Annotated in this window: 17 protein-coding genes; 9 read left to right on the forward strand and 8 right to left on the reverse strand. The window is 30.9% G+C overall.

Annotation, left to right across the window (positions count from 1 at the left end; all coding sequences use genetic code 11):
• Nucleotides 1-35 precede the first annotated feature (35 nt).
• The 8 genes from recN to FHS04_RS01010 all read left to right on the forward strand — a co-directional run bounded on the left by recN (nt 36) and on the right by FHS04_RS01010 (nt 10359).
• On the forward strand, nt 36-1688 hold the full coding sequence (gene recN / locus FHS04_RS00975) for a DNA repair protein RecN (RefSeq protein WP_106678214.1): 1653 nt from the start codon (nt 36-38) through the stop codon (nt 1686-1688).
• 81 nt (nt 1689-1769) lie between these two features.
• A complete protein-coding gene (locus tag FHS04_RS00980; protein ID WP_027878756.1) occupies nt 1770-2591 on the forward strand; it encodes an enoyl-ACP reductase FabI in 822 nt (273 codons plus the stop codon).
• Nucleotides 2592-2794: 203 nt separating this feature from the next.
• Nucleotides 2795-5377, forward strand: a complete 2583-nt coding sequence (locus FHS04_RS00985) for a T9SS type A sorting domain-containing protein (RefSeq protein ID WP_106678211.1) — start codon at nt 2795-2797, stop codon at nt 5375-5377.
• Nucleotides 5378-5449: 72 nt separating this feature from the next.
• Nucleotides 5450-6454 (forward strand): glycosyltransferase, encoded by a 1005-nt coding sequence (locus FHS04_RS00990; protein WP_106678209.1) that lies wholly within the window; start codon nt 5450-5452, stop codon nt 6452-6454.
• Nucleotides 6455-7417, forward strand: a complete 963-nt coding sequence (locus FHS04_RS00995; protein WP_051169802.1) for a CdaR family protein — start codon at nt 6455-6457, stop codon at nt 7415-7417.
• Nucleotides 7414-8010 carry a dephospho-CoA kinase gene (coaE, locus tag FHS04_RS01000; protein ID WP_106678207.1) on the forward strand — a complete coding sequence of 199 codons (597 nt, stop codon included), beginning with the start codon at nt 7414-7416 and terminating at the stop codon, nt 8008-8010. Before FHS04_RS00995 ends, coaE begins: the two co-directional genes overlap by 4 nt.
• Nucleotides 8011-8080: 70 nt before the next feature.
• Entirely contained in the window at nt 8081-9646 is a 1566-nt protein-coding gene (locus tag FHS04_RS01005; RefSeq protein WP_027878761.1) for a sensor histidine kinase, read from the forward strand.
• Between the two features lie 5 nt (nt 9647-9651).
• Nucleotides 9652-10359 (forward strand): response regulator transcription factor, encoded by a 708-nt coding sequence (locus tag FHS04_RS01010; protein WP_027878762.1) that lies wholly within the window; start codon nt 9652-9654, stop codon nt 10357-10359.
• Nucleotides 10360-10420: 61 nt separating this feature from the next.
• Here the strand turns inward: FHS04_RS01010 and miaA are convergent, their stop codons facing one another.
• The 7 genes from miaA to FHS04_RS01045 all read right to left on the reverse strand — a co-directional run bounded on the left by miaA (nt 10421) and on the right by FHS04_RS01045 (nt 17486).
• The gene (miaA, locus tag FHS04_RS01015; RefSeq protein ID WP_221184944.1) at nt 10421-11329 is read right to left on the reverse strand and encodes a tRNA (adenosine(37)-N6)-dimethylallyltransferase MiaA; all 909 of its coding nucleotides are present in this window, start codon (nt 11327-11329) and stop codon (nt 10421-10423) included.
• A 2-nt stretch (nt 11330-11331) separates the two neighbouring features.
• Nucleotides 11332-12192 carry an ion transporter gene (locus tag FHS04_RS01020; RefSeq protein ID WP_106678203.1) on the reverse strand — a complete coding sequence of 287 codons (861 nt, stop codon included), beginning with the start codon at nt 12190-12192 and terminating at the stop codon, nt 11332-11334.
• Between the two features lie 22 nt (nt 12193-12214).
• On the reverse strand, nt 12215-13576 hold the full coding sequence (locus FHS04_RS01025) for an exonuclease domain-containing protein (protein WP_106678202.1): 1362 nt from the start codon (nt 13574-13576) through the stop codon (nt 12215-12217).
• Nucleotides 13577-13590: 14 nt separating this feature from the next.
• Nucleotides 13591-14262 (reverse strand): YggS family pyridoxal phosphate-dependent enzyme, encoded by a 672-nt coding sequence (locus FHS04_RS01030; protein WP_106678200.1) that lies wholly within the window; start codon nt 14260-14262, stop codon nt 13591-13593.
• 13 nt (nt 14263-14275) lie between these two features.
• Complete coding sequence (locus FHS04_RS01035; protein WP_106678198.1) at nt 14276-15514, reverse strand: DUF1015 domain-containing protein; 1239 nt, start codon at nt 15512-15514, stop codon at nt 14276-14278.
• A 68-nt stretch (nt 15515-15582) separates the two neighbouring features.
• On the reverse strand, nt 15583-16470 hold the full coding sequence (locus FHS04_RS01040; protein ID WP_106678195.1) for a 3-hydroxybutyryl-CoA dehydrogenase: 888 nt from the start codon (nt 16468-16470) through the stop codon (nt 15583-15585).
• 56 nt (nt 16471-16526) lie between these two features.
• A complete protein-coding gene (locus FHS04_RS01045; RefSeq protein ID WP_106678192.1) occupies nt 16527-17486 on the reverse strand; it encodes a Gfo/Idh/MocA family protein in 960 nt (319 codons plus the stop codon).
• A 158-nt stretch (nt 17487-17644) separates the two neighbouring features.
• On the opposite strand from FHS04_RS01045, the gene FHS04_RS01050 reads away from it, so the two are divergent.
• Nucleotides 17645-18286, forward strand: coding sequence for a protein-L-isoaspartate(D-aspartate) O-methyltransferase (locus FHS04_RS01050; protein WP_106678189.1), 642 nt, complete (start codon nt 17645-17647; stop codon nt 18284-18286).
• A gap of 134 nt (nt 18287-18420) precedes the next feature.
• Here the strand turns inward: FHS04_RS01050 and FHS04_RS01055 are convergent, their stop codons facing one another.
• Entirely contained in the window at nt 18421-20886 is a 2466-nt protein-coding gene (locus FHS04_RS01055; RefSeq protein WP_106678186.1) for a DUF5686 and carboxypeptidase regulatory-like domain-containing protein, read from the reverse strand.
• Between the last annotated feature and the right edge of the window lie 42 nt (nt 20887-20928).

Consider the following 20928-nt stretch of genomic DNA (forward strand, 5'->3'; position numbering starts at 1 on the left):
TTTAGTTTTCAACTTTATTATTTTCAAATTAAAATATGCTAACTGGATTATCCATAAAAAACTACGCATTAATAGATCAATTGCAGGTCAATTTTAATGACGGATTTACTATTATTACTGGTGAAACTGGTGCAGGTAAATCTATTCTTTTAGGCGGTTTATCTCTAATTTTGGGAAAACGTGCCGATCTATCTAGTTTAAGAGATACCGAAAAAAAATGCATCATAGAAGCAACTTTTGATATTTCAAACTATAATTTGAAATCTCTTTTTATAGCTGAAGATTTAGATTACGAAGCGCAAACTATAATACGTAGAGAAATTTTACCATCAGGAAAATCTAGAGCGTTTGTTAACGATTCTCCAGTAAAATTAAATAGTCTTCAACTGTTAGGCGAAAAGTTGATAGATATACATTCTCAACACGAAACATTACAATTAACAGATGATAATTTTCAGTTTCAAGTAATTGATGCTTTAGCAGAAACTTCAGAAAACTTAGTGACTTATAAGGAGTATTTAAAAACCTATAAATCACTTCAAAAGGAGTTGAAGCAACTACAACAATTTCAAGCAGAAGCTATAAAAGAACACGACTATAATTCATTTTTATTAAACGAATTAGTGTCGGCAAACCTAAAACCAGATGAGTTAGCAGAACTTGAAGAAGAATTTGAAGTGTTAAGTAACGTAGAGTCAATTCAAGAAAAATTAGAATCGGTAAACCAATTATTAAGTGAAGAGCAAATAGGCGTATTGACTAATTTAAGAGAAGTAAAAAACACGATGCAAAAATTGGCATTAATCTCTGCTAATTACAAAGATTTATCAGAACGTGTTAATAGTGCTTTAATAGAATTAGATGATGTAGCAACAGAAGTTGAAGGCTTTCAAACGGAATTAGACGTTAACCCAAAACGACTTGAAGAAGTCGAAGGTAAACTATCTGCTATTAACAATCTAATGCAAAAGCATATTGTGCAGACCATACCAGAGTTAATAGAAATTAGAGAACAATTAGCACAAAAGGTAGAAGCTACAGAAAATGTTGATAAAGACATTTTAAATAAAGAAAAAGAGATAAAAGCAGTGGTCAAGCAATTAGATAGTGAAGCTGCAATAATCACTAAAAAACGTAATGAAGCTATACCAAAATTAATTACTCAATTAGAAGATATTTTATCACAATTAGGTATGCCAAATGCCCAGTTTAAAATTACTTTAAACAAAAGCGAAATCTTTTTATTTAATGGTAAAGACGAATTAGATTTCTTATTTTCAGCAAATAAAGGCGGACAATTTAATATGCTTAAAAAAGCAGCTTCCGGTGGTGAATTGTCACGAATCATGTTAGCGATTAAATCAATACTTTCAAAATATATAAAACTACCAAGTATAATTTTTGATGAAATTGATACAGGTGTATCTGGAGAAATTTCTAATAAAATGGCAGAGATTATGTCACAAATGAGTCAAAAAATGCAGGTATTTAGTATAACTCATTTACCGCAAATCGCTGCAAAAGGTAACACACATTTTAAAGTTTATAAGCAAGATATAGATAATGTAACTACATCTAATCTAGTTAAATTAGAGTATGATGAAAGAGTAGTAGAGTTGGCGCAAATGCTTGGCGGAGCTGCTTTATCAGAATCTGCAATAGCTCATGCCAAACAATTATTAAATTAAAGTAACTTAAGTAATAGTTATTTTATAAATTTGAAATCTTAAAGAACAAGGTTAATAAAATTAAAAGAAACAACTAAAAATATGTCATTCAATTTATTAAAAGGAAAAAAAGGAATCATATTTGGAGCATTGGATCCAAATTCAATAGCTTGGAAAACAGCAGAAAGAGTACATGAAGAAGGCGGAGAGTTTGTACTAACTAACGCGCCAATAGCAATGCGTATGGGACAAATAGATGAGTTAGCAAGTAAAACAGGTTCTCATATTATACCTGCAGACGCAACATCTTTAGAAGATTTAGAAAACTTAGTAGAAAAATCTATGGAACTTTTAGGAGGAAAAATAGATTTTGTACTTCACTCTATAGGAATGTCTGTTAACGTACGTAAAGGACGTGCTTACACAGATCAAAATTATGATTGGACACAAAAAGGAACAGATGTATCTGCAATGTCTTTTCATAAAACGATGCAAACATTATATAAGAAGGATGCAATGAACGAATGGGGAAGTATTGTAGCTTTAACTTATATGGCAGCTCAACGTGTTTTTCCTGACTATAATGATATGGCAGATAATAAAGCTTATTTAGAGAGTATAGCACGTAGCTTTGGTTATTTCTTTGGAAGAGATAAAAAAGTAAGAGTAAATACAATTTCTCAATCACCAACACCAACAACAGCAGGTCAAGGTGTAAAAGGATTTGATGGATTTATTTCTTATGCAGAAAAAATGTCGCCTTTAGGTAATGCAACAGCAATAGATTGTGCTAACTATACAATTACGTTGTTTAGTGACTTAACAAAAAGAGTTACCTTACAAAACCTATATAACGATGGAGGATTTAGTAATATGGGAGTAAGTGATGCGGTAATGGAAGCTTTTGTAGATAAAGAGCAATAAAAACCTTAAAAAAATATAAATACTTTAAACGTCTTACTTCGGTAAGACGTTTTTTTTGAATGAATATGCTGAAAATTTAAACAATTATCATTTCACCCTTTTTATATGTTTTTTAACGATTTGTTTACGTAGTGGTAAAATCATTAACAATAAATTAATACTTTTAGAAAGTAAATTAAAATTTAACTAAACTTATAATTAATATGAAAAAAATTACTTTATTGCTTTTTGCGTTTTTAGCTTCCTTTACTTGGCAAGCAAATGCGCAAGTCACGACATCAGAAAATTTTGAGACTAATGGTACTGATTCTACACCAACAGTTTTAACAATCAACTCTGGTGATATTACTGTAAATAATGGTAATCCAATAGATGCTATATCTTTGGGAACTTTTACAAGTCACTACAATTCAGCAACAGGAGGTACTGGTTGGTGTGGCGATTGGTACGCGTTTGATTTGGCTGTAACCGGAGGAGTAGCAGATGGTACTTCAATAGTAGGTGGTTGTGATGCTGATTTTAACGGTTTAGATGTTACAGGTTTTACTACAATAACAATAACAAGTAATGATATTGACGATGTTAGTGATACTGTTTATTTTGATATAGACTTAGATGTTACTTACACAACTGTAACACCACCAAATTGTGATTCTTTATTAGATCAAACAGTAGATGTACCGTTATCAGGTGATATTTCTTGGTCGATAGCTACTGGAGGTGCTACTGGTTATATGTTAGTGGTTGGTACAGGTTCAGGTCTTGATGATGTAGTTAATACAGATGTAGGTAATGTAACTTCTTACAGCTTAGGTACATTAACAGCAGGTACAACCTATTATGTTACAATAACACCATATAATGGTAATGGAAATGCTAATGGATGTACTGAGCAAACATTTGTTGCTTTTGATCCAGTGCAAGGAGATACATTTGGAGACCCTTTACCTATTACACCTTCTGCAGAGGGAAGTACTTGTGATACTTCTGCTTATACCTTTTCTTATGATTTTTCAACAGGAGTTTCTGATAGTGGTACAAGTAGTACTTGTGGATCTACTTCAACTTTTGATATGTTCTTTTCATGGACAGCTACAAGTGATGCTTTAATTTGGAATGATGGTGGTTCTAATCCAGGTGTGGCTGTTTACGATACTTCTGGAAATCAAATTGATTGTTTAGGAACTTATGCTGCAACAAATGCTCAACTAAGTGGATGGAGTATAGGTGATGATTTAATAATCCAGGTATATGATTTTGGAACGACAGGTGCAAACCCAGTATCTTTTTGTTTAGCAGAGTTTACTTTACCAGATCCTCCTGCAAATGATGAATGTGGAGATGCAATAGCGCTGACAGTTAATGAAGATTTATCTTGTGGAGAAATAACTAGTGCTACTGTTTTAGGAGCTACTGACTCTGGATTAACAAACAGTACTTGTTCAGGGACAGAAAATGATGATGTATGGTTTACATTTGTTGCGACAGCTGAATCTCATCAAGTTTCTATTTCTAATGTTGTGGGATCATATAGTGATATGTACCATGTTGTATATGATGGAAGTGCAGGATGCGGAAGTTTAGGAGCTGCTCTAACTTGCTCAGATTCTAATACAAGTACAACTAGCGGTCTTACACCAGGTAATACTTACTATGTACAAGTTTACACATATGCTAGTAATTCTTATGATACAACTTTTGATATTTGTATAGGTACACCACCACCACCACCAGCAAATGATGACTGTTCAGGAGCTATTGTAATTACAGAATCAGCAGATGACTCATGTTCTAATGCAGTTTCAGGTACCACATCTTCAGCAACAAATACAGCTGACTATTCTTCTTGCTCTACATTTTATAATGATGTATGGTATGAGTTTACTCCTGCAACTACAGGTATTTATTATATAGAAAGAACTTTAACTTCTGGTACTTCATCAACTTACATCTCTTTATGGAGTGGTACATGTGGTGCTTTAACCCAAGTTAATTCAGGTTGTTATTCAACAGCTCTTTCAGAAAGTTTAACAGCTGGTACTACTTACTTAATTTCTGTATCTACTTATTATACAGGAGAAGTTGATTTTGATTTATGTGTGTATCCAGCACCAGCACCACCAGCAAATGATGAATGCCCAGATGCGGTTGAATTAACAGTTGAAGGAGAAATAGCAGATTTACCTTCTGCAACTCAAATTCCGGGTACTATTTTGGGAGCAACCGATTCAGGTATTACAGCACCTGCTGGTACAGCTAATGATGATGTGTGGTACAGTTTTGTTGCTACAGCATCACAGATAAATATAGATGTAACTGATGATTTTGATGGTGTTATTCAATTATTCTCAGGTGCTTGTGGATCTTTAACTTCTATTGAACACGATGATTATGATTCAACTTACGCAAATCCTAGAATAAGTCGTTCAGATTTTGTAGAAGGAGAAACTTATTATGTAAGAGTTTATAATTACTCAGCAAATCTTACTTCAACTCCTGATTTTACTATAGCTTTATGGACACCTGCAGCTTTATCAACTCAAGATTTTGATAAAGAAGCAGTATTTACTTACTATCCTAACCCAGTAAACAATAACTTAACATTATCTGCTCAAAAAGAGATTAATAATGTGTCTGTTTACAATATGGTTGGTCAAGAGGTATTTAGAAATGTACCAAATGCTATGACAGAAGTTGTAGATATGTCTAGCTTACAAGCTGGTGCTTACTTTGTTAAAGTAACTATCGGTAATGCAACCAAGACAGTAAAAGTTATTAAAAACTAACTTTTAATATATATAATAAAAGAGCCACCTATTTAGGTGGCTTTTTTTATGGGTTTAACTTACTTTTGTTTTATGAAGTTAGATTTTTCATTTATAATTCCAGTTTATAATCGTCCAAATGAAATAGAAGAACTGCTACAAAGTTTTTCTAAATTAAAAGGAGATATCCCTTTTGAGGTTGTTATTATTGAAGATGGTTCTACTTTAACCTCTAAAGCGGTAATTAGTAAGTATCAGTCAGTTTTGGATATTTCATATTTTTTTAAACCAAATTCTGGTCCTGGAGATTCTAGAAATTACGGGATGAAAAAAGCAAAAGGTAATTACTTTATCATATTAGATAGCGATTGTCTTTTACCATCAAATTACTTAATTGAAGTAAAAAAAAGTTTAGTAAAAGAATATGTAGATTGTTTTGGTGGTCCTGACGCTGCACATAAAAGTTTTACATCACTTCAAAAAGCAATAGATTTTAGTATGACTTCTGTAATTACTACAGGAGGAATTAGAGGAAATAAAAAATCTATAGACAAATTTCAACCAAGAAGTTTTAATATGGGATTATCTAAAAAAGGGTTTTTAGATACTAACGGTTTTGGAAATATCCATCCTGGTGAAGATCCTGATTTATCCATTAGATTATGGAACTTGGGTTATAAAACCAAACTTATACCAGAAGCATTTGTCTATCATAAACGTCGTATATCTTGGTCTAAATTTTATAAACAAGTATATAAGTTTGGGTCGGTAAGACCAATTTTAAATTTATGGCATCCTTCAACAAAAAAAATCACCTATTGGTTTCCAAGTGTGTTTATTATAGGTTTATTATTTTCAATAGTGTTAGCTATATCAAACGTTTATTTACCAATATTAGCTTATGTTTTATATTTTAGTGTTGCTTTTATTTTAGCTATTTTAAAGACAAAAAATTTAATGGTTGCTATTAAAAGTGTATTAGCAATTATAATTCAGTTTTTTGGTTATGGATATGGTTTTTTAAAGTCAACTATAATATTATCTTTAAGTAGTAAAAAGCCAGAAAATCTATTTCCTAGTTTATTTTTTAAACGATAAATGAGTCCAATTAAAAATAAAATATCACAATTATTTAAAAGTAAAAAACTTAATGTTTTTGTGCTTTTTTTTATTATTTCTTTGACCATTTTAATATTATCTAAATTATCACAAAATTATCAAGGTACTTTAGTTTTTAAAGTAAAGCCTACAAATGCTAAAGAAACTCAGGTTATTTTAAACGACACATCTAATCAATTAAAAATTACTTTAGACACTTATGGTTTTAAATGGTTAAGGTATGCAATTAATAAACCAACAGTTGAAGTCGATTTAGAATCTGATGTAATTTTAAAAGATTCAACTTTAATTTGGACAGAAAAAAAAGGATTTTCAAATATTAGCAAGCAATTTGGTAAAAATGTCAAGGTTGTAAACGTAAATCCAGATAGTCTAATATTTAGATACGATGTTAACCAAATAAAAAAGATTCCTGTAAAAACAGATTTTAATATAACTTATGCACAAGGTTTTAATACTTTAGATAACGTTAAAGTTAACCCAGATTCTATTAAAATAATTGGTCCAGCTAGTTTATTAAAAGATATAAATTATGTAAAAACTAAACATAAAGATTTTAAAGATTTAAAATCAAATGTCAATACACTAGTAGATTTGGTTGTAGATAGTATTAGTAATGATGTTAAAATAGAAGCTAATAAAGTTCAATTTAAAATAGAAGTTTCAAAGTTTACCGAAGGTATTGTAACACTACCTATAACAATTGTTAATGTGCCAGATCATATAAAAATCAATTACTTTCCTAAACAATTAACAGTTAAATATGCTACAACAATCGATAATTTTAATTCAATTTCTGAAGAAGATTTTAAAATAGAATGTGATTACAAAAACTCAAAAAATAAATCATATTTAATACCCAAAATTGTTACTAAACCAAATAACATAAAAAATGTTAGGCTACAAGAGCAACAAATAGAATTTATCATAACCCAACAATGAAAACTTTAGTAGGATTAACTGGCGGAATAGGAAGTGGTAAAACCACAATAGCTAACTTTTTTAAAGAGTTAGGTGTGCCAATCTATATTGCAGATACAGAAGCAAAAGCGCTTATGAATCGGTCTAAAGTAATTAAAAGAAAATTAATAGCTCTGTTTGGTGATAATGCTTATCAAAACGAAAAATTAAATCGTGATTTTTTATCAAAACAAATCTTTAACAATAAAGATTTATTACAAAAAATGAATGCTATTGTCCATCCAAAAGTAGCTAGTCACTTTAAAAGATGGGTAAAAAAACAAGAAGCGCCTTACGTAATTAGTGAAGCAGCAATCCTTTTTGAAAACGGTAGCTATAAAAAATATGACTACATAATAACGGTTACAGCACCAGAAGAAGTTAGACTAAAAAGAGTCATGTCTAGAGATAATTCATCAAAAGAAAAAGTAAAATCAGTGATGAATAACCAATGGAAAGATGAAGAAAAAATTAAGCTTTCAGATTATGTAATTCAAAATATAAATCTAGAAGAAGCTAAAGCCCAAGTACTACAAATACATCAAAATCTGTTACAAAAACTACAAAAAGACTAAATTTTAACATTTTTGTTAATGTAAGGTTAAAAGCAAGGAAGGGTAAATGTTAAAATCTTAATTTTGGGTGATGAACAAAAGAGTTTTTCTTGCTTTAGTTGTCTTAATGAGCCTGTCCTTGATAGGGATAATATTAGTGCAGGCTTACTATATCAACAATTCTCTTAGAAACACAGAAGAGCAATTTAATTTTAATGTAAAAAAAGCATTAAGTTATGTTTCTAAAACAATAGAAGATCAAGAGTATAATAAACATCTTTTTTGGGTTACAAAATCTATACAAGAAAGCGGAACAAAAGCAGATACAACTGCAATTTTAAACTTTTATGTAGAGCAAAAAAATAGAGATAATAACGAAACCCTAATTTACAGAAACGGTATTTTAGAAGAAAATTTTAAACTATCGTCTGCGCTCTTTGACATAGGTTTAGATAGTATAAACGTAAAAAGAATACTAAGCGAAAAAGAAACTAAAGTAGTAGATAATAATTTAGTTGAAGGTGGTACAAGCCTAACAGCACTTTTATCAGAAATTAGTACAAAAGAATATGCAGAAGTCTTCTCTAAAAACTCTTACGAAGAGTTTGCATATAGAAGACCAATACACAAGCGTGTTACAGTAGACGAAATTAATAGACTTCTTAGTTTAAAACTATTAGAAGACGATATAGATATAGATTACGAATTTGCCATTTACAGTAACGAATTAGCAACAAAAGTAAAAACAGAAGATTTTGAAAAAAATGAAGGCGCTACCTTTAGTGTACCAATTTTTTTAAACAAAAATGATAAAAACAACTATAGACTACTAGTTAATTTCCCTGATCGTAAAGAGTTTATTCTTTCTTCAATTATGACTATGCTAATATTATCAATAGTATTTACATCGGTAATTATCTTAGCATACTCAAGTGCACTTTATCAATTAATTAAACAACGTCAAATCTCACAAATAAAAACAGACTTTATTAATAACATGACGCACGAATTTAAAACGCCAATAGCAACAATTAATTTGGCATTAGATTCTATAAAAAACCCTAAAATATTAGAAGATAAAGATAAAGTGTTACGTTATTTAGGAATGATACGTGAAGAAAACAAACGTATGCACGCACAAGTAGAAAACGTTTTAAGAATATCTAAACTTGAAAAAAATGAACTAAACATAAGTAAAGAGCGAGTAGATCTGCATGAATTAGTCGAAGAAGCAATAATGCACGTAGAGCTAATAATTGAAGATAGAGGCGGAGAGATAACCGTTAATCTAAACGCAGACAAAACCTCTGTTTTAGCAAACGACTCTCACTTTACAAATGTATTAGTAAATATTCTGGATAATGCCATTAAGTATTCTCCAGAAGCACCAAAAATAATAGTAACAACAGAAGTTGTAGGTAATAATATTTTAGTGCACGTAAAAGACCACGGAAGTGGTATGAGCAAATCAGCACAAAAACGTGTGTTCGAAAAATTTTATAGAGAACATACAGGAGATATACATAATGTAAAAGGACATGGGTTAGGATTAGCCTATGTAAAAAGAATAATAGAAGACCATCAAGGTCACATATCGGTAGAAAGTGAAAAAGACAAAGGAAGTACGTTTACAATCAAACTTCCGTTAATATCATAAAAACTATGGAAGAAGTACAAAAAAGAATACTATTAGTAGAAGACGATCCAAATTTTGGAACTGTCCTTAAAGATTATTTAACTATGAATGATTACGAAGTAACACATGCCAAAAACGGTATGGAAGGCTTCGAAAAATTTAAAAGAGGTGATTTTGATTTATGTATCTTAGATGTCATGATGCCTTATAAGGATGGTTTTACTTTAGCTAAAGAAATTAGAGAAAAAAACGAAGATATTCCTATTGTTTTCCTTACAGCAAAAGCTATGAAAGAAGACGTGCTTAAAGGATATAAAGTAGGAGCAGACGATTACTTAAATAAACCTTTTGATAGCGAAGTACTTTTAATGAAAATTAAAGCTATCATGCAACGTAAAGCAACAGACTCTTTAGCAGATAGTAAACAATTTGAATTTACTATAGGAGATTTTCATTTAAACTCTAAATTAAGATTTCTTACGTTTAAAGAAGACGAGCCAATTAAGCTATCGCCAAAAGAAAACGAATTACTACGTTTATTAGCATTACATGAGAATGATTTAATGCCTCGTGAACTTGCTTTAACAAAAATTTGGAGAGATGATAACTATTTTACATCTAGAAGTATGGATGTTTATATAGCAAAACTTAGAAAATATTTAAAAGTAGATCCTAATGTTGAAATTTTAAATATTCACGGAGAAGGATTTAGATTAGTAGTTAATAAAGACTAGTTTTAGTTTAATTTACAACAAAAAGGTCAGCTAATGATTAGCTGACCTTTTTTATTTGTTCTTACATATTACTTTTTATCGACGCTATAATTTTTTCTAAAGGAGCTAAATAGTCAAACCAAAGTGTGTCGTTGTTTCTTTTAAACCAAGTTAATTGTCGTTTAGCAAATCTTCGGCTATTTTTTTTAATTTCAGAAATAGCAAAGTCTAATGACCAAGTATTGTCTAAAGCGTTAAAGATTTCTTTGTAACCAACCGTATTTAATGCGTTTAAATGTTTATGTTCAATTAAAGATTTAACTTCATCAATTAAACCATTTTCAACCATAATATCAACACGTTTGTTAATACGATTATAAATAATCTCTCTATCTGCTGTTAGACCAATTGTAATTGTTTTAAATGGTCTTTTATTTTTTTCTTTATTTAAAAACGAAGAATATGGTTTGTTTGTTCCTATACAAATTTCTAAAGCACGAATAACACGATGTGGATTATCAATAGCAATTGTATTATAAGCAACTATATCTAAATTTTTAAGCTGAAGCTGAAGCGCTTCCAAACCTTCCTTTTCAAGTGTATAATTAAGTTGTTCTCTAATTTTTGGATCTACATCAGGAAAATAATCTAATCCTTTTGTCACAGCATCTACATACAAACCTGAGCCGCCAACCATAATTACTATATCATGCTTTTGATGTAGCTCTTCAATTTTTTTTAGCGCTTCTTTTTCAAAAGCACCAACATTGTAATCTTCTGTAATGGATTTATGATGAATAAAATGATGTGGTGCAGCAGTTAATTCTTCTTCTGTTGGAGCAGCAGTACCAATACTCATTTCTTTAAAAAACTGTCTAGAATCTGCCGAAATTATTTCAGTCTTAAAATAATTTGCCAATTTTATGCTAAGCGCTGTTTTGCCAATTGCTGTAGGACCAACAACAGAAATTAAAAATTTTTTATTGTTCAAAATTAATGAAGGTTATTACCGCAGGTTTTACAAAAATTAGCATCGTTATCATGGTCTGTTTCAAGACAATTACTGCAAGTTTGTGTGTTTGTTCTTATTTGTTTTACTGTTGGTTTTTTTATGGTTTGTGTGTTCTCTTTATAATTTTTAGAATATTCTACAGATACAATTCCTGTAGGAATAGCAATAACACCATAACCAATAATCATTATTATTGAAGAAATTAATTGTCCTAATGCAGTAGCTGGAGCAATATCGCCATAACCTACAGTTGTAAGTGTAACTATTGCCCAGTACACGCTTCTTGGTATGCTTGTAAAGCCGCTATCTTGACCACTTTCTACTATATACATTACAGCGCCTAGAATAACACAAACTATAAGCACAAAAAATACAAATACAGCTATTTTTGCACGACTTGCTCTAAGCGCTTTAATTAGGTTATTAGACTCACCAACATATCGTGCTAGTTTTAAAATTCTAAATACACGCATTAATCGTAATGCTCTAAAGGCTATTAAAGAGTGCGACCCGAGTATAAAAAAGGATAAATATTTAGGAATTGTAGATAATAAATCTACGACTCCGTAAAAACTAAAAATGTATTTTTTAGGCTGAGTTACTACAGTTATACGTGCAATATATTCTATAGTAAAAAGTACGGTTATGACCCATTCTGCAGCATTTAAAAAATCGATATATTTTGCAGCAAACTCTTCTACACTTTCAAGCATAACTAAAATTATACTTGTAATTATTAGAAGTAGTAAAATAATGTCAAACAATTTTCCGGCAGGTGTATCTGCTTCATAAATAATTTCATGAAGTTTCTCTTTCCAGTTATTTTGTTTGTTGGCTTTCATATAATTAAAAGTACAATTAAAATTATAATTGAATGATTTTTAGACGCTTATTACGTCTTAAATAGCTTTGTATGATATGTTGTTGATCTCTATTATTTTCCATTGGTGTGATAATAGATTCTAAAATATCTAAATTATTAATTTGATAGTTTAAGCTGTAAAAGCCAAATCCTTTAAAAATGCCATTTTTTATTAAAATAGCACTACGTTCGTCAACATCACGACCTCGATCTATAATCACCATATTTTGTTGGTCGTAACTATGTTTTTTTAATAATTGATTAACGCGATTATTGTAGTCTTCTGCAGATTCTTGTTGTATACAAGCACCTTCACATTTTTTTAATTCGTAGTTAAAACAGCTTGTGTTGGTTTTATAAATACCTGTAAGTTTTTGGCAAAGATTATAGTCTTCTATAGCTTTTTCTAAAAAGTGTTTACCACTTTGTCTATTACTAAACGTTGTAATATTAGCTTTGTCTTTATAGGCTTTATCAATGGTTAGATTTATATAACCTTTATGGTCTGTAAAGCTGTAAAGTGCATGCGTAAAAATATTACGTCTTAACGCTCTATTAAAAGCAGGTTTTGTTTTTTTAATTTCTTCACTTTCTTTTAAAAGCGCAACTAATTCACTACCTGTTTTTTCAAAAGTAACTGCAGCGACTAAACTTTGTATTTTTTTTGACTTTGGATTTGTGCAAGTAAAATGTTGATTAACGCGATTTTTTATGTTTTTACTTTTACCTATGTAAATAATTTCTCCGTCCGATTTATGAATGTAATACACGCCAGTCTCACTAGGTAAATCTTGTACTATATCTATTAACCTTGGTTCCATTTGAAATTTAGGCTCTTTTCTAACGGACTCTTGTATAATGTTTTTGTTAGTGTCTTTATCTAATAATAACTGAAATAATTTAACCGTCGCTTTTGCATCTCCTGCTGCACGATGCCTATCGCTTACTGGTATTCCTAAAGCGCGCACAAGTTTACCTAAACTATAGCTTTTTTGGTCTGGAATTAAATCTTTAGAAAGCTCTACAGTACATAAGGTTTCACGTTCGTAATCAAAACCTAATCGCTTAAATTCTGTACGAAGTATGCGATAATCAAATTTTGCATTGTGAGCTACTAATATGGTGTTTTCGGTAATTTCTACGATACGTTTAGCAACTTCATAAAACTTAGGTGCATTTTTAAGCATATTACTATTAATCCCTGTAAGATTAACCACAAAAGGTTGAATCTCTCTTTCGGGATTGACTAAACTTATAAATTGATCAACAACTTTATGTCCATCAAATTTATAAATAGCAATTTCGGTAATACCTTCTTCATTGTATTTACCGCCTGTAGTTTCTATGTCGACTATCGTATAAATAGAAATATATGTTTTTAATTATTATAATTTCTTTCGCCAAAAATACTACTTCCAACGCGAACCATTGTACTACCGCATTCTATAGCTAATTTGTAATCGCCACTCATTCCCATACTAATGGTTTGTAAGTTGCAATTTGAAGTTTGTATTGTTTTTAAATCTTCAAAAGCAGATTTTAAGCGTAAAAACTCTTCTTTAATTTGGTCTTTGTTATCTGTAAATGTTGCCATTCCCATAAGACCAACGATGTTTATGTTTTTTAATTCTGAAACGGTTTCAGAAAGCAATAATTCTTCAGCATCTTTAATGCGCATCCCAAACTTACTATCTTCTTCAGCAATTTTAATTTGAAGTAAACAATTAATTATTCTATCGTGTTTTAAGGCTTGTTTGTTTATTTCTTTTAGTAGTTTAAGACTGTCTACACCATGAATTAAATCTACAAACTCAGCCATATATTTTACCTTATTACGCTGTACATGACCAATCATATGCCACTTGATATCCTTTGGCATTTCTTGATACTTATCTGCCATTTCTTGGATTTTGTTTTCTCCAAAAATGCGTTGTCCAGCGTTGTAAGCTTCCATTAGATCGCTTACAGGTTTTGTTTTGGATACAGCTACAAGTGTAACATAATCTGGTAATGTTTGTTTTATAGTATCTAAGTTTTGTTTTATGCTCATAGGTTAAATTGAATTAAAACTCATAAATAGTAACGCCACTTCTTAATTTAGGTTCTATGTATGTGCTTTTTGGTGGCATGGTTAGATTTTGGTCTGCGATAAGTTTCATTTGCTCAATAGTTGCAGGAATCATACCAAAACCAACTTTAAAAGTGTTACTATCTACCATACTTTTTAAATTTACAATATCTTTTTTACCGCTTAAATACATAATGCGATTATCGTTTCTTAAATCTGTAATGCCTAAAATTGGTTCTAAGATAGTTTTGTATAGTATTTGCGCATCTAGTTGATCTAAAGCGGTATTAAAAATATAATTAGATTTTCTTAAATACAACGAATAAAACTCGCCATCTAAATACATACTAAAATGATGTTGTTTAGAAGGTTGATAAGGCATAATACTTCTGTTTTCTATTCTAAACATCGTATCTAGTTGAATTAAAAACTCTTCTTTGGATAATCCGTTTAAATCTTTAACCAAACGATTAAATTGATTAATTTTTAATTCTTCTTCACAGATTAAATAACTCATAAAATAATTATAAGTTTCATTTCCTGTATGTTTTAGATTGTTAGATTTTAAATCTTCACAAAGTAATTTTGAAGACGAAGATCTATGATGTCCATCTGCAATATATAATGTTTTTATGTTGCTAAACGCATCGCTAATAGCGTTGATATCTTCGGGATTATCAATTAACCAAAGGTAATGCGTATCACGGTAAGTTGTAGTAAACTCAAACTCTGCACGTTCCTTTTGTTTTTCCTTAATAATCGCGCTAATGGTATTATTTTTAGGATAGGTAAGTAGTACAGGCTCTGCATTAAACCCAACTGTTTTTAAATAATCTTTAAAAACAACTTCTCTAGACGCAATGGTATCTTCGTGTTTTTTAATAATGTTATTGTTGTAATCTTCAACACTTGCAGCTGCAACAATACCATTAAATTCTTGATCATCTCTGTCTACAATTTTGTAAATGTAATAACATGGTGATTGATCTTGAATAAAAATACCATCTTCCTTAAACTCTAAATACCTATTTTTTACAAGATTGTATCTAGCTTCTCCAGAAATTTCTTTATCATATTTATAACCAGGATTAACAATATGTAAAAAAGAAAACGGATTATAATCTAATCTTGCTTCACGTTCGGCTTGCGTATAGCTTTGATACGATCTTGAAGCAACTAGACTTACTTTGTCTCTTGTTGGTCTTACAGCTTTAAATGGTAAAATTTTACTCATAAACAAAAACAAAATAAGGTAAATATCAACTTTAGTTGATTTTACCTTATTGTCTGATTATTATTTAATTAACTAAATTGTTTTGAAACGTTTTCAGCTTTTCTATTTTCTGAATAATCGTAAAAACCTTCACCAGATTTTACACCTAATTTTCCTGCACGAACCATATTTACTAATAATGGGCAAGGTGCATATTTAGGGTTTTTAAATCCGTTGTACATCACTTCTAAGATAGATAAACATACATCAAGACCAATAAAATCTGCTAATTGTAATGGTCCCATTGGATGCGCCATACCTAACTTCATTACAGTATCAATTTCATTAACACCAGCAACACCATTGTATAACGTTTCGATAGACTCGTTAATCATTGGCATTAAAATACGATTGGCAACAAAACCTGGATAATCATTAACTTCTACAGGAACTTTACCTAAGGTTTTAGATAATTCCATAATCGTATTTGTAACCTCATCTGTCGTGTTGTAACCTCTAATAATTTCTACTAATTTCATGATTGGTACAGGATTCATAAAATGCATACCAATGACTTTGTCTGGTCTGTTGGTTACTGCAGCAATCTGTGTGATAGAAATAGAAGATGTGTTTGTAGCTAAGATGGTTTCTTCTGGACAAACATCACTTAATTGCTTAAAGATTTTAAGTTTTAAGTCTACATTTTCGGTAGCTGCTTCTACAACTAAACCTACATTTTTAACGCCATCTTCTGTAGTTGTAAATGTGGTAATGTTTGCTAAAGTTTCAGCTTTATCAGCTTCTGTAATTTTTTCTTTAGCGACCATGCGATCTAAATTTTTTGCAATGGTATCCATACCTCTTTTTAAAGAAGCATCGCTAATGTCTATTAAATTAACTTTAAATCCTGATTGGGCAAAGGTATGGGCAATACCGTTACCCATTGTTCCTGCGCCAATAACTGCTACATGTTTCATGTTTGTATGTTGAATTTTATTTCCGCGAAAGCGAAATTTTTAAATTATAAATTAGTTTAAAATTGATCGATAATCATTGTGGCTACACGTAAAGCTTCTGTACCATCGTGTAACGTTACAACTGGTGTCGTATTGGTGTTTATGGCGTTGGCAAAACTTTCCAGCTCGTCTAAAATGGCGTTGTTAGCCGAAATTTCTGGATTGTCAAAATAGATTTGCTTTTTAATACCTTCGGCATTTTGTAAAATCATATCAAAATCTCCAGGTTGTTCTGGTGCGTCTTTCATTTTTACGACTTCACATTTCTTTTCTAAAAAGTCTACAGAAATGTATGCATCACGCTGGAAAAAACGTGTTTTACGCATGTTTTTAAGTGAAATTCGGCTTGCTGTAATATTGGCTACGCAACCGTTAACAAACTCGATACGCGCGTTTGCAATATCTGGCGTGTCACTAATTACCGAAACACCACTTGCAGATACGTTTTTAACTTTAGATTTTACTACGCTTAAAATAACGTCTATATCGTGAATCATCAAGTCTAAAACTACAGGTACGTCTGTACCACGCGGATTAAATTCGGCTAATCGATGTGCCTCAATAAACATTGGGCTATCTAATTGGTCTTTTACTGCTGTAAATGCAGGATTAAAACGCTCTACATGACCAACTTGACCTTTTACACCATGTTCTGCAACCAAAGTTCTAATAGCTTCGGCTTCTTGCACAGTGTTAGTAATTGGTTTTTCAATAAAGATATGTTTGCCTTTTTTAATGGCTTGTCTAGCGCAGTCAAAGTGCGATAATGTTGGTGTAACAATATCTACAACATCTACTGCGTCTATTAATTGTTCTATAGTATCAAAATATTTGTAGCCAAATTCAGCTTCTACTTTTTTACCATTTTCTTGGTCTGCATCGTAAAAACCTACTAATTCAAATTTTTCTGATTGTTTAAGTAGTCTTAAATGAATTTTTCCAAGGTGACCAGCACCTAATACACCAGCTTTAAGCATAGATTATTCTGTTTTTAACAAAAATAAGTTTTTTAAACAGTTTTTTAAATGAATTTGATAATTAAATCTTTGATTTAAGAAGAATTTATAAATTGAAAATTTTTATTTTGAGCTTTAAAATTTTAAAGTAATTTTAGCCTTCTAAACTAGCCCATATTTTGAAAGATACGTTTAAACATAAAGGATTAAGACAGAAACTAGTAGCAGTTTTAAAAGCAAAAGGAATTACTAATAACGATGTTTTAGATGCTATTGGTAAGATACCAAGACACTTATTTATGGATTCTAGTTTTTTGGATCATGCGTATCAAGATAAGGCGTTTCCTATTGCGGCAGATCAAACCATATCGCAGCCTTATACGGTAGCATTTCAAACCGAATTAATGCAAGTAAAACGTGGCGATAAAGTCTTAGAAATTGGTACAGGTAGCGGTTATCAAACTGCTGTTTTATGCGAGCTTGGCGCCAAAGTGTATAGTATAGAAAGACAACACGAATTATTTAAACTAACCAGTCGTTTTTTACCAAAAATAGGCTATCGTGCTAAAAAGTTAATTTTTGGTGATGGCTACAAAGGATTGGTAGAAGAAGCACCTTTTGATAGTATTATTGTAACTGCTGGCGCGCCATTTGTGCCAAAACCATTGTTAGCGCAACTTAAAATTGATGGTCGTTTAGTAATCCCTGTTGGAGATAACGTACAAACCATGACGCTTTTTGTTAGAAAAGGTCAAACCGATTTTGAAAAAACTGAGTTTGGCGAGTTTAGATTTGTACCGCTATTGGAGGATAAGAATTAGGGTTTTAATAGTTTATTGGAAGGTTCGTTTAATGAAAAGATAAAGCGAGTTTCCAATTCGCGCTATCGATTGTTAAACGAAGTTAATTGATTTTTTATTTAAAATCAAATCTAGATTTACAGCGTAAGTTTTACTTAAAAACTAAACCCAAACAAAAAGGTATCATTAACCAATCCGCTTCCTGAATAAGCGCGCACATAATCTACACGTAAAAATCTAACTTTTCCCCAACCTAAGTTACTTAAACCTATTGAGAACTCGTTGTAAGGCTTGTTTTCTTTAGTTAATGCAGCGTTGTAGCCTAATACTAAATTGTAGTTAAGTTTATTTATTAAAGGGATTTTGTTTAAAATATAGCCTTTAAAATTATGCTCTGTATGGATTTCGGCATAGTTATTATTGGTGCTTAAATCGTAATACGGTAAGATTTTAAAGCTGTTAATATAATTGCCATCCATAACAATATTGGTTTGGTTACCGTTAAAGTGATGGTAATCTATAAACGCAATATTATCTGCGTTATTAAATACACCAGCTTTTAAAAAGTAAGTTAAATCTCCTTTGTTACTTAAGTTAACGTTTTGGTATAATTGCGCTTTAAACAAATCAAAATTGTAGTTGCTAATGCTACTGCCAAACCCTTTTTCGTAACCTAAAAATAGCGTTGGAATTTTACTATTTGGGATGTTATATTTTCCGTTAGGGTAACTTAAATAGTTTTGACCAAAATTAATACGCGTGTTTAAATTTAACTTATAAATATGATGGTTTGCAAAAGAAGAAATACCATAAGCAGTAGGATTTACTGGATTGTTACTAGTGTATTCTCTGTCTGCTTTTGGGTACCAAGCTTGATCTGTAGTATTGAAAATCGATTTTCGGTTATTGTAACTTAAATTAGAGTAGAAGTGAAGCCCATTGACTAATTCTTGACTATAATTTGCTTGTACAAAACTACGGTCGTAAAGCTTTAAATAGTTTTTTTCAAACCATAAAGAATACGATGTATTTAATAAAGGTAAACTAGTTAAACTAGGATTAAATTGCTCTACTTTACTACCACCAGAAAGTGATACAAATGCACGATTTTTATTGTTGAATCTATAGTTTATAGTACCGGTACCTCGTAATCTATCGTCTGCAAAACCATAATTAACATCAGATTTTATGTTGAAATATTTTTCGCTGTCTTTATAGCGTTTAGTATAATTTGCGATTACTGTTCCGTTCCAACCTTGAACAGTATTAAATTGAATTGCTGAAATTGGAGATGAAATTGAAAAACGTTTCTTTTTAAACGAATTTTTATACGTGTAACCGCCTAAAATATCACCAAGTTTAAATTTGTTTTCTGCTTGATCTACCGAATCTAAGTAAGGCTGAGATTCTCTAACCAATTGTATGCTATCTTTTTTAATGTAGTCTTTAACCTCTGCATCTGTAAGTGGTACAGGTCGTTTTTCTTGCCAATATAAGCTGTCTTTTTTGTTGGCGTTGTCTTTAAATGAAAGAATCTCGCGCGAGAAATTGTTCTTATCTAAGTTAGGATTAAAATCATAGTCGCTGTATACTGCGGTAAAGCGTCCGCTACCGTTAAAGCCCATAAAACCGAAGGTGAAATCGAAAATTTGAGAAATTTTTCCCCAAACGTTTTCGTCTTCAAAATATGAAAAGGACTGATTTATTGTGAACAAATCTACAGGTGCAATTTGCGCTTGTTGTCCAGTAATATTAAGTTCTAAACCAAATAAACTCCATTGATCTTCTACAATGTAAATGAAACCATCAAAGGTTTTGTCGTTTTTACGCTTTGGCAAAACTTCAATTTTATTAACTAAATGTCCTGAATCGTCATAAAACGTACCAACTAACTTGAAATTGTAATAATTAAAGGCAAAGTCTGCAATTGGAGAGACGATTTCTGTTTCAAGACTTATCGTGTTTTCGTAAAAATTAAAGTCGACATCTGTTGCATTATTAAAGCTAAAACCATTGCTATTACCACTAACTTTAGAAGCTGTAATGGTTTCTTTTAAAGGTTTTGGCGATAATTTTTCTAGTTTAGAAATGGTTTCAGAAAGATAAATAATACCACTTCTGGTCGAGTCTAAGCTACCTTCAAGATCGCCAATTTCTTGACCAAAAATCTTTTCTGGTGCATCTTTAAGTTGTAATAAACCTCTGGAGTAAAAATCTGCGGTATAGGTATTATATTTTTCTAGGTTTTCTTTTCTTTTGGCGATTGTGTTTCTAATAATTTGTATTGCAGGATCTTCTTTTGCATCAAGCAAAACTTCATCTAAACTAATATCTTCTTCTTCTAAAACAGCATCTAACGTAAAAGGAAAACTGTTTATAGTCACAGTTTTTTTTAGTGTTTTAAATCCTAAATATTGAAACACTATAGTATAATTTCCTGTGTTTTTAATATCTAATTGGTAATAACCGTCGTTGTTTGTAGTTGTGCCTTTACGTGTGTTTTCAACAAAAATATTGACTACCGCAAGTGGTTTGTTTTCTTTAGACGTTACAGTTCCTACAACTTGTGCAGAAAGTTTAATACAAAATAATAGAAGTAATAGAAGTAAAGATTTTTTCATTATGTTGGTTTTATAGTATAGACGCAATTTTTACCTTAATGG

This window comes from Mesoflavibacter zeaxanthinifaciens subsp. sabulilitoris, from assembly GCF_014191595.1.
GTDB classification, from domain to species: domain Bacteria; phylum Bacteroidota; class Bacteroidia; order Flavobacteriales; family Flavobacteriaceae; genus Mesoflavibacter; species Mesoflavibacter zeaxanthinifaciens.

Excerpts from the sequence above, each read along its gene's own strand:
- FHS04_RS01005 (WP_027878761.1), top strand. The coding sequence starts at position 8,081 with ATGAACAAAAGAGTTTTTCTTGCTTTAGTTGTCTTAATGAGCCTGTCC.
- FHS04_RS01010 (WP_027878762.1), top strand. The coding sequence starts at position 9,652 with ATGGAAGAAGTACAAAAAAGAATACTATTAGTAGAAGACGATCCAAAT.
- FHS04_RS00990 (WP_106678209.1), top strand. The coding sequence starts at position 5,450 with ATGAAGTTAGATTTTTCATTTATAATTCCAGTTTATAATCGTCCAAAT.
- FHS04_RS01020 (WP_106678203.1), bottom strand. The coding sequence starts at position 12,192 with ATGAAAGCCAACAAACAAAATAACTGGAAAGAGAAACTTCATGAAATT.
- FHS04_RS00985 (WP_106678211.1), top strand. The coding sequence starts at position 2,795 with ATGAAAAAAATTACTTTATTGCTTTTTGCGTTTTTAGCTTCCTTTACT.
- FHS04_RS00980 (WP_027878756.1), top strand. The coding sequence starts at position 1,770 with ATGTCATTCAATTTATTAAAAGGAAAAAAAGGAATCATATTTGGAGCA.
- FHS04_RS01030 (WP_106678200.1), bottom strand. The coding sequence starts at position 14,262 with ATGAGCATAAAACAAAACTTAGATACTATAAAACAAACATTACCAGAT.
- FHS04_RS00995 (WP_051169802.1), top strand. The coding sequence starts at position 6,455 with ATGAGTCCAATTAAAAATAAAATATCACAATTATTTAAAAGTAAAAAA.
- FHS04_RS01055 (WP_106678186.1), bottom strand. The coding sequence starts at position 20,886 with ATGAAAAAATCTTTACTTCTATTACTTCTATTATTTTGTATTAAACTT.
- recN (WP_106678214.1), top strand. The coding sequence starts at position 36 with ATGCTAACTGGATTATCCATAAAAAACTACGCATTAATAGATCAATTG.
- FHS04_RS01045 (WP_106678192.1), bottom strand. The coding sequence starts at position 17,486 with ATGCTTAAAGCTGGTGTATTAGGTGCTGGTCACCTTGGAAAAATTCAT.
- FHS04_RS01040 (WP_106678195.1), bottom strand. The coding sequence starts at position 16,470 with ATGAAACATGTAGCAGTTATTGGCGCAGGAACAATGGGTAACGGTATT.
- FHS04_RS01035 (WP_106678198.1), bottom strand. The coding sequence starts at position 15,514 with ATGAGTAAAATTTTACCATTTAAAGCTGTAAGACCAACAAGAGACAAA.
- coaE (WP_106678207.1), top strand. The coding sequence starts at position 7,414 with ATGAAAACTTTAGTAGGATTAACTGGCGGAATAGGAAGTGGTAAAACC.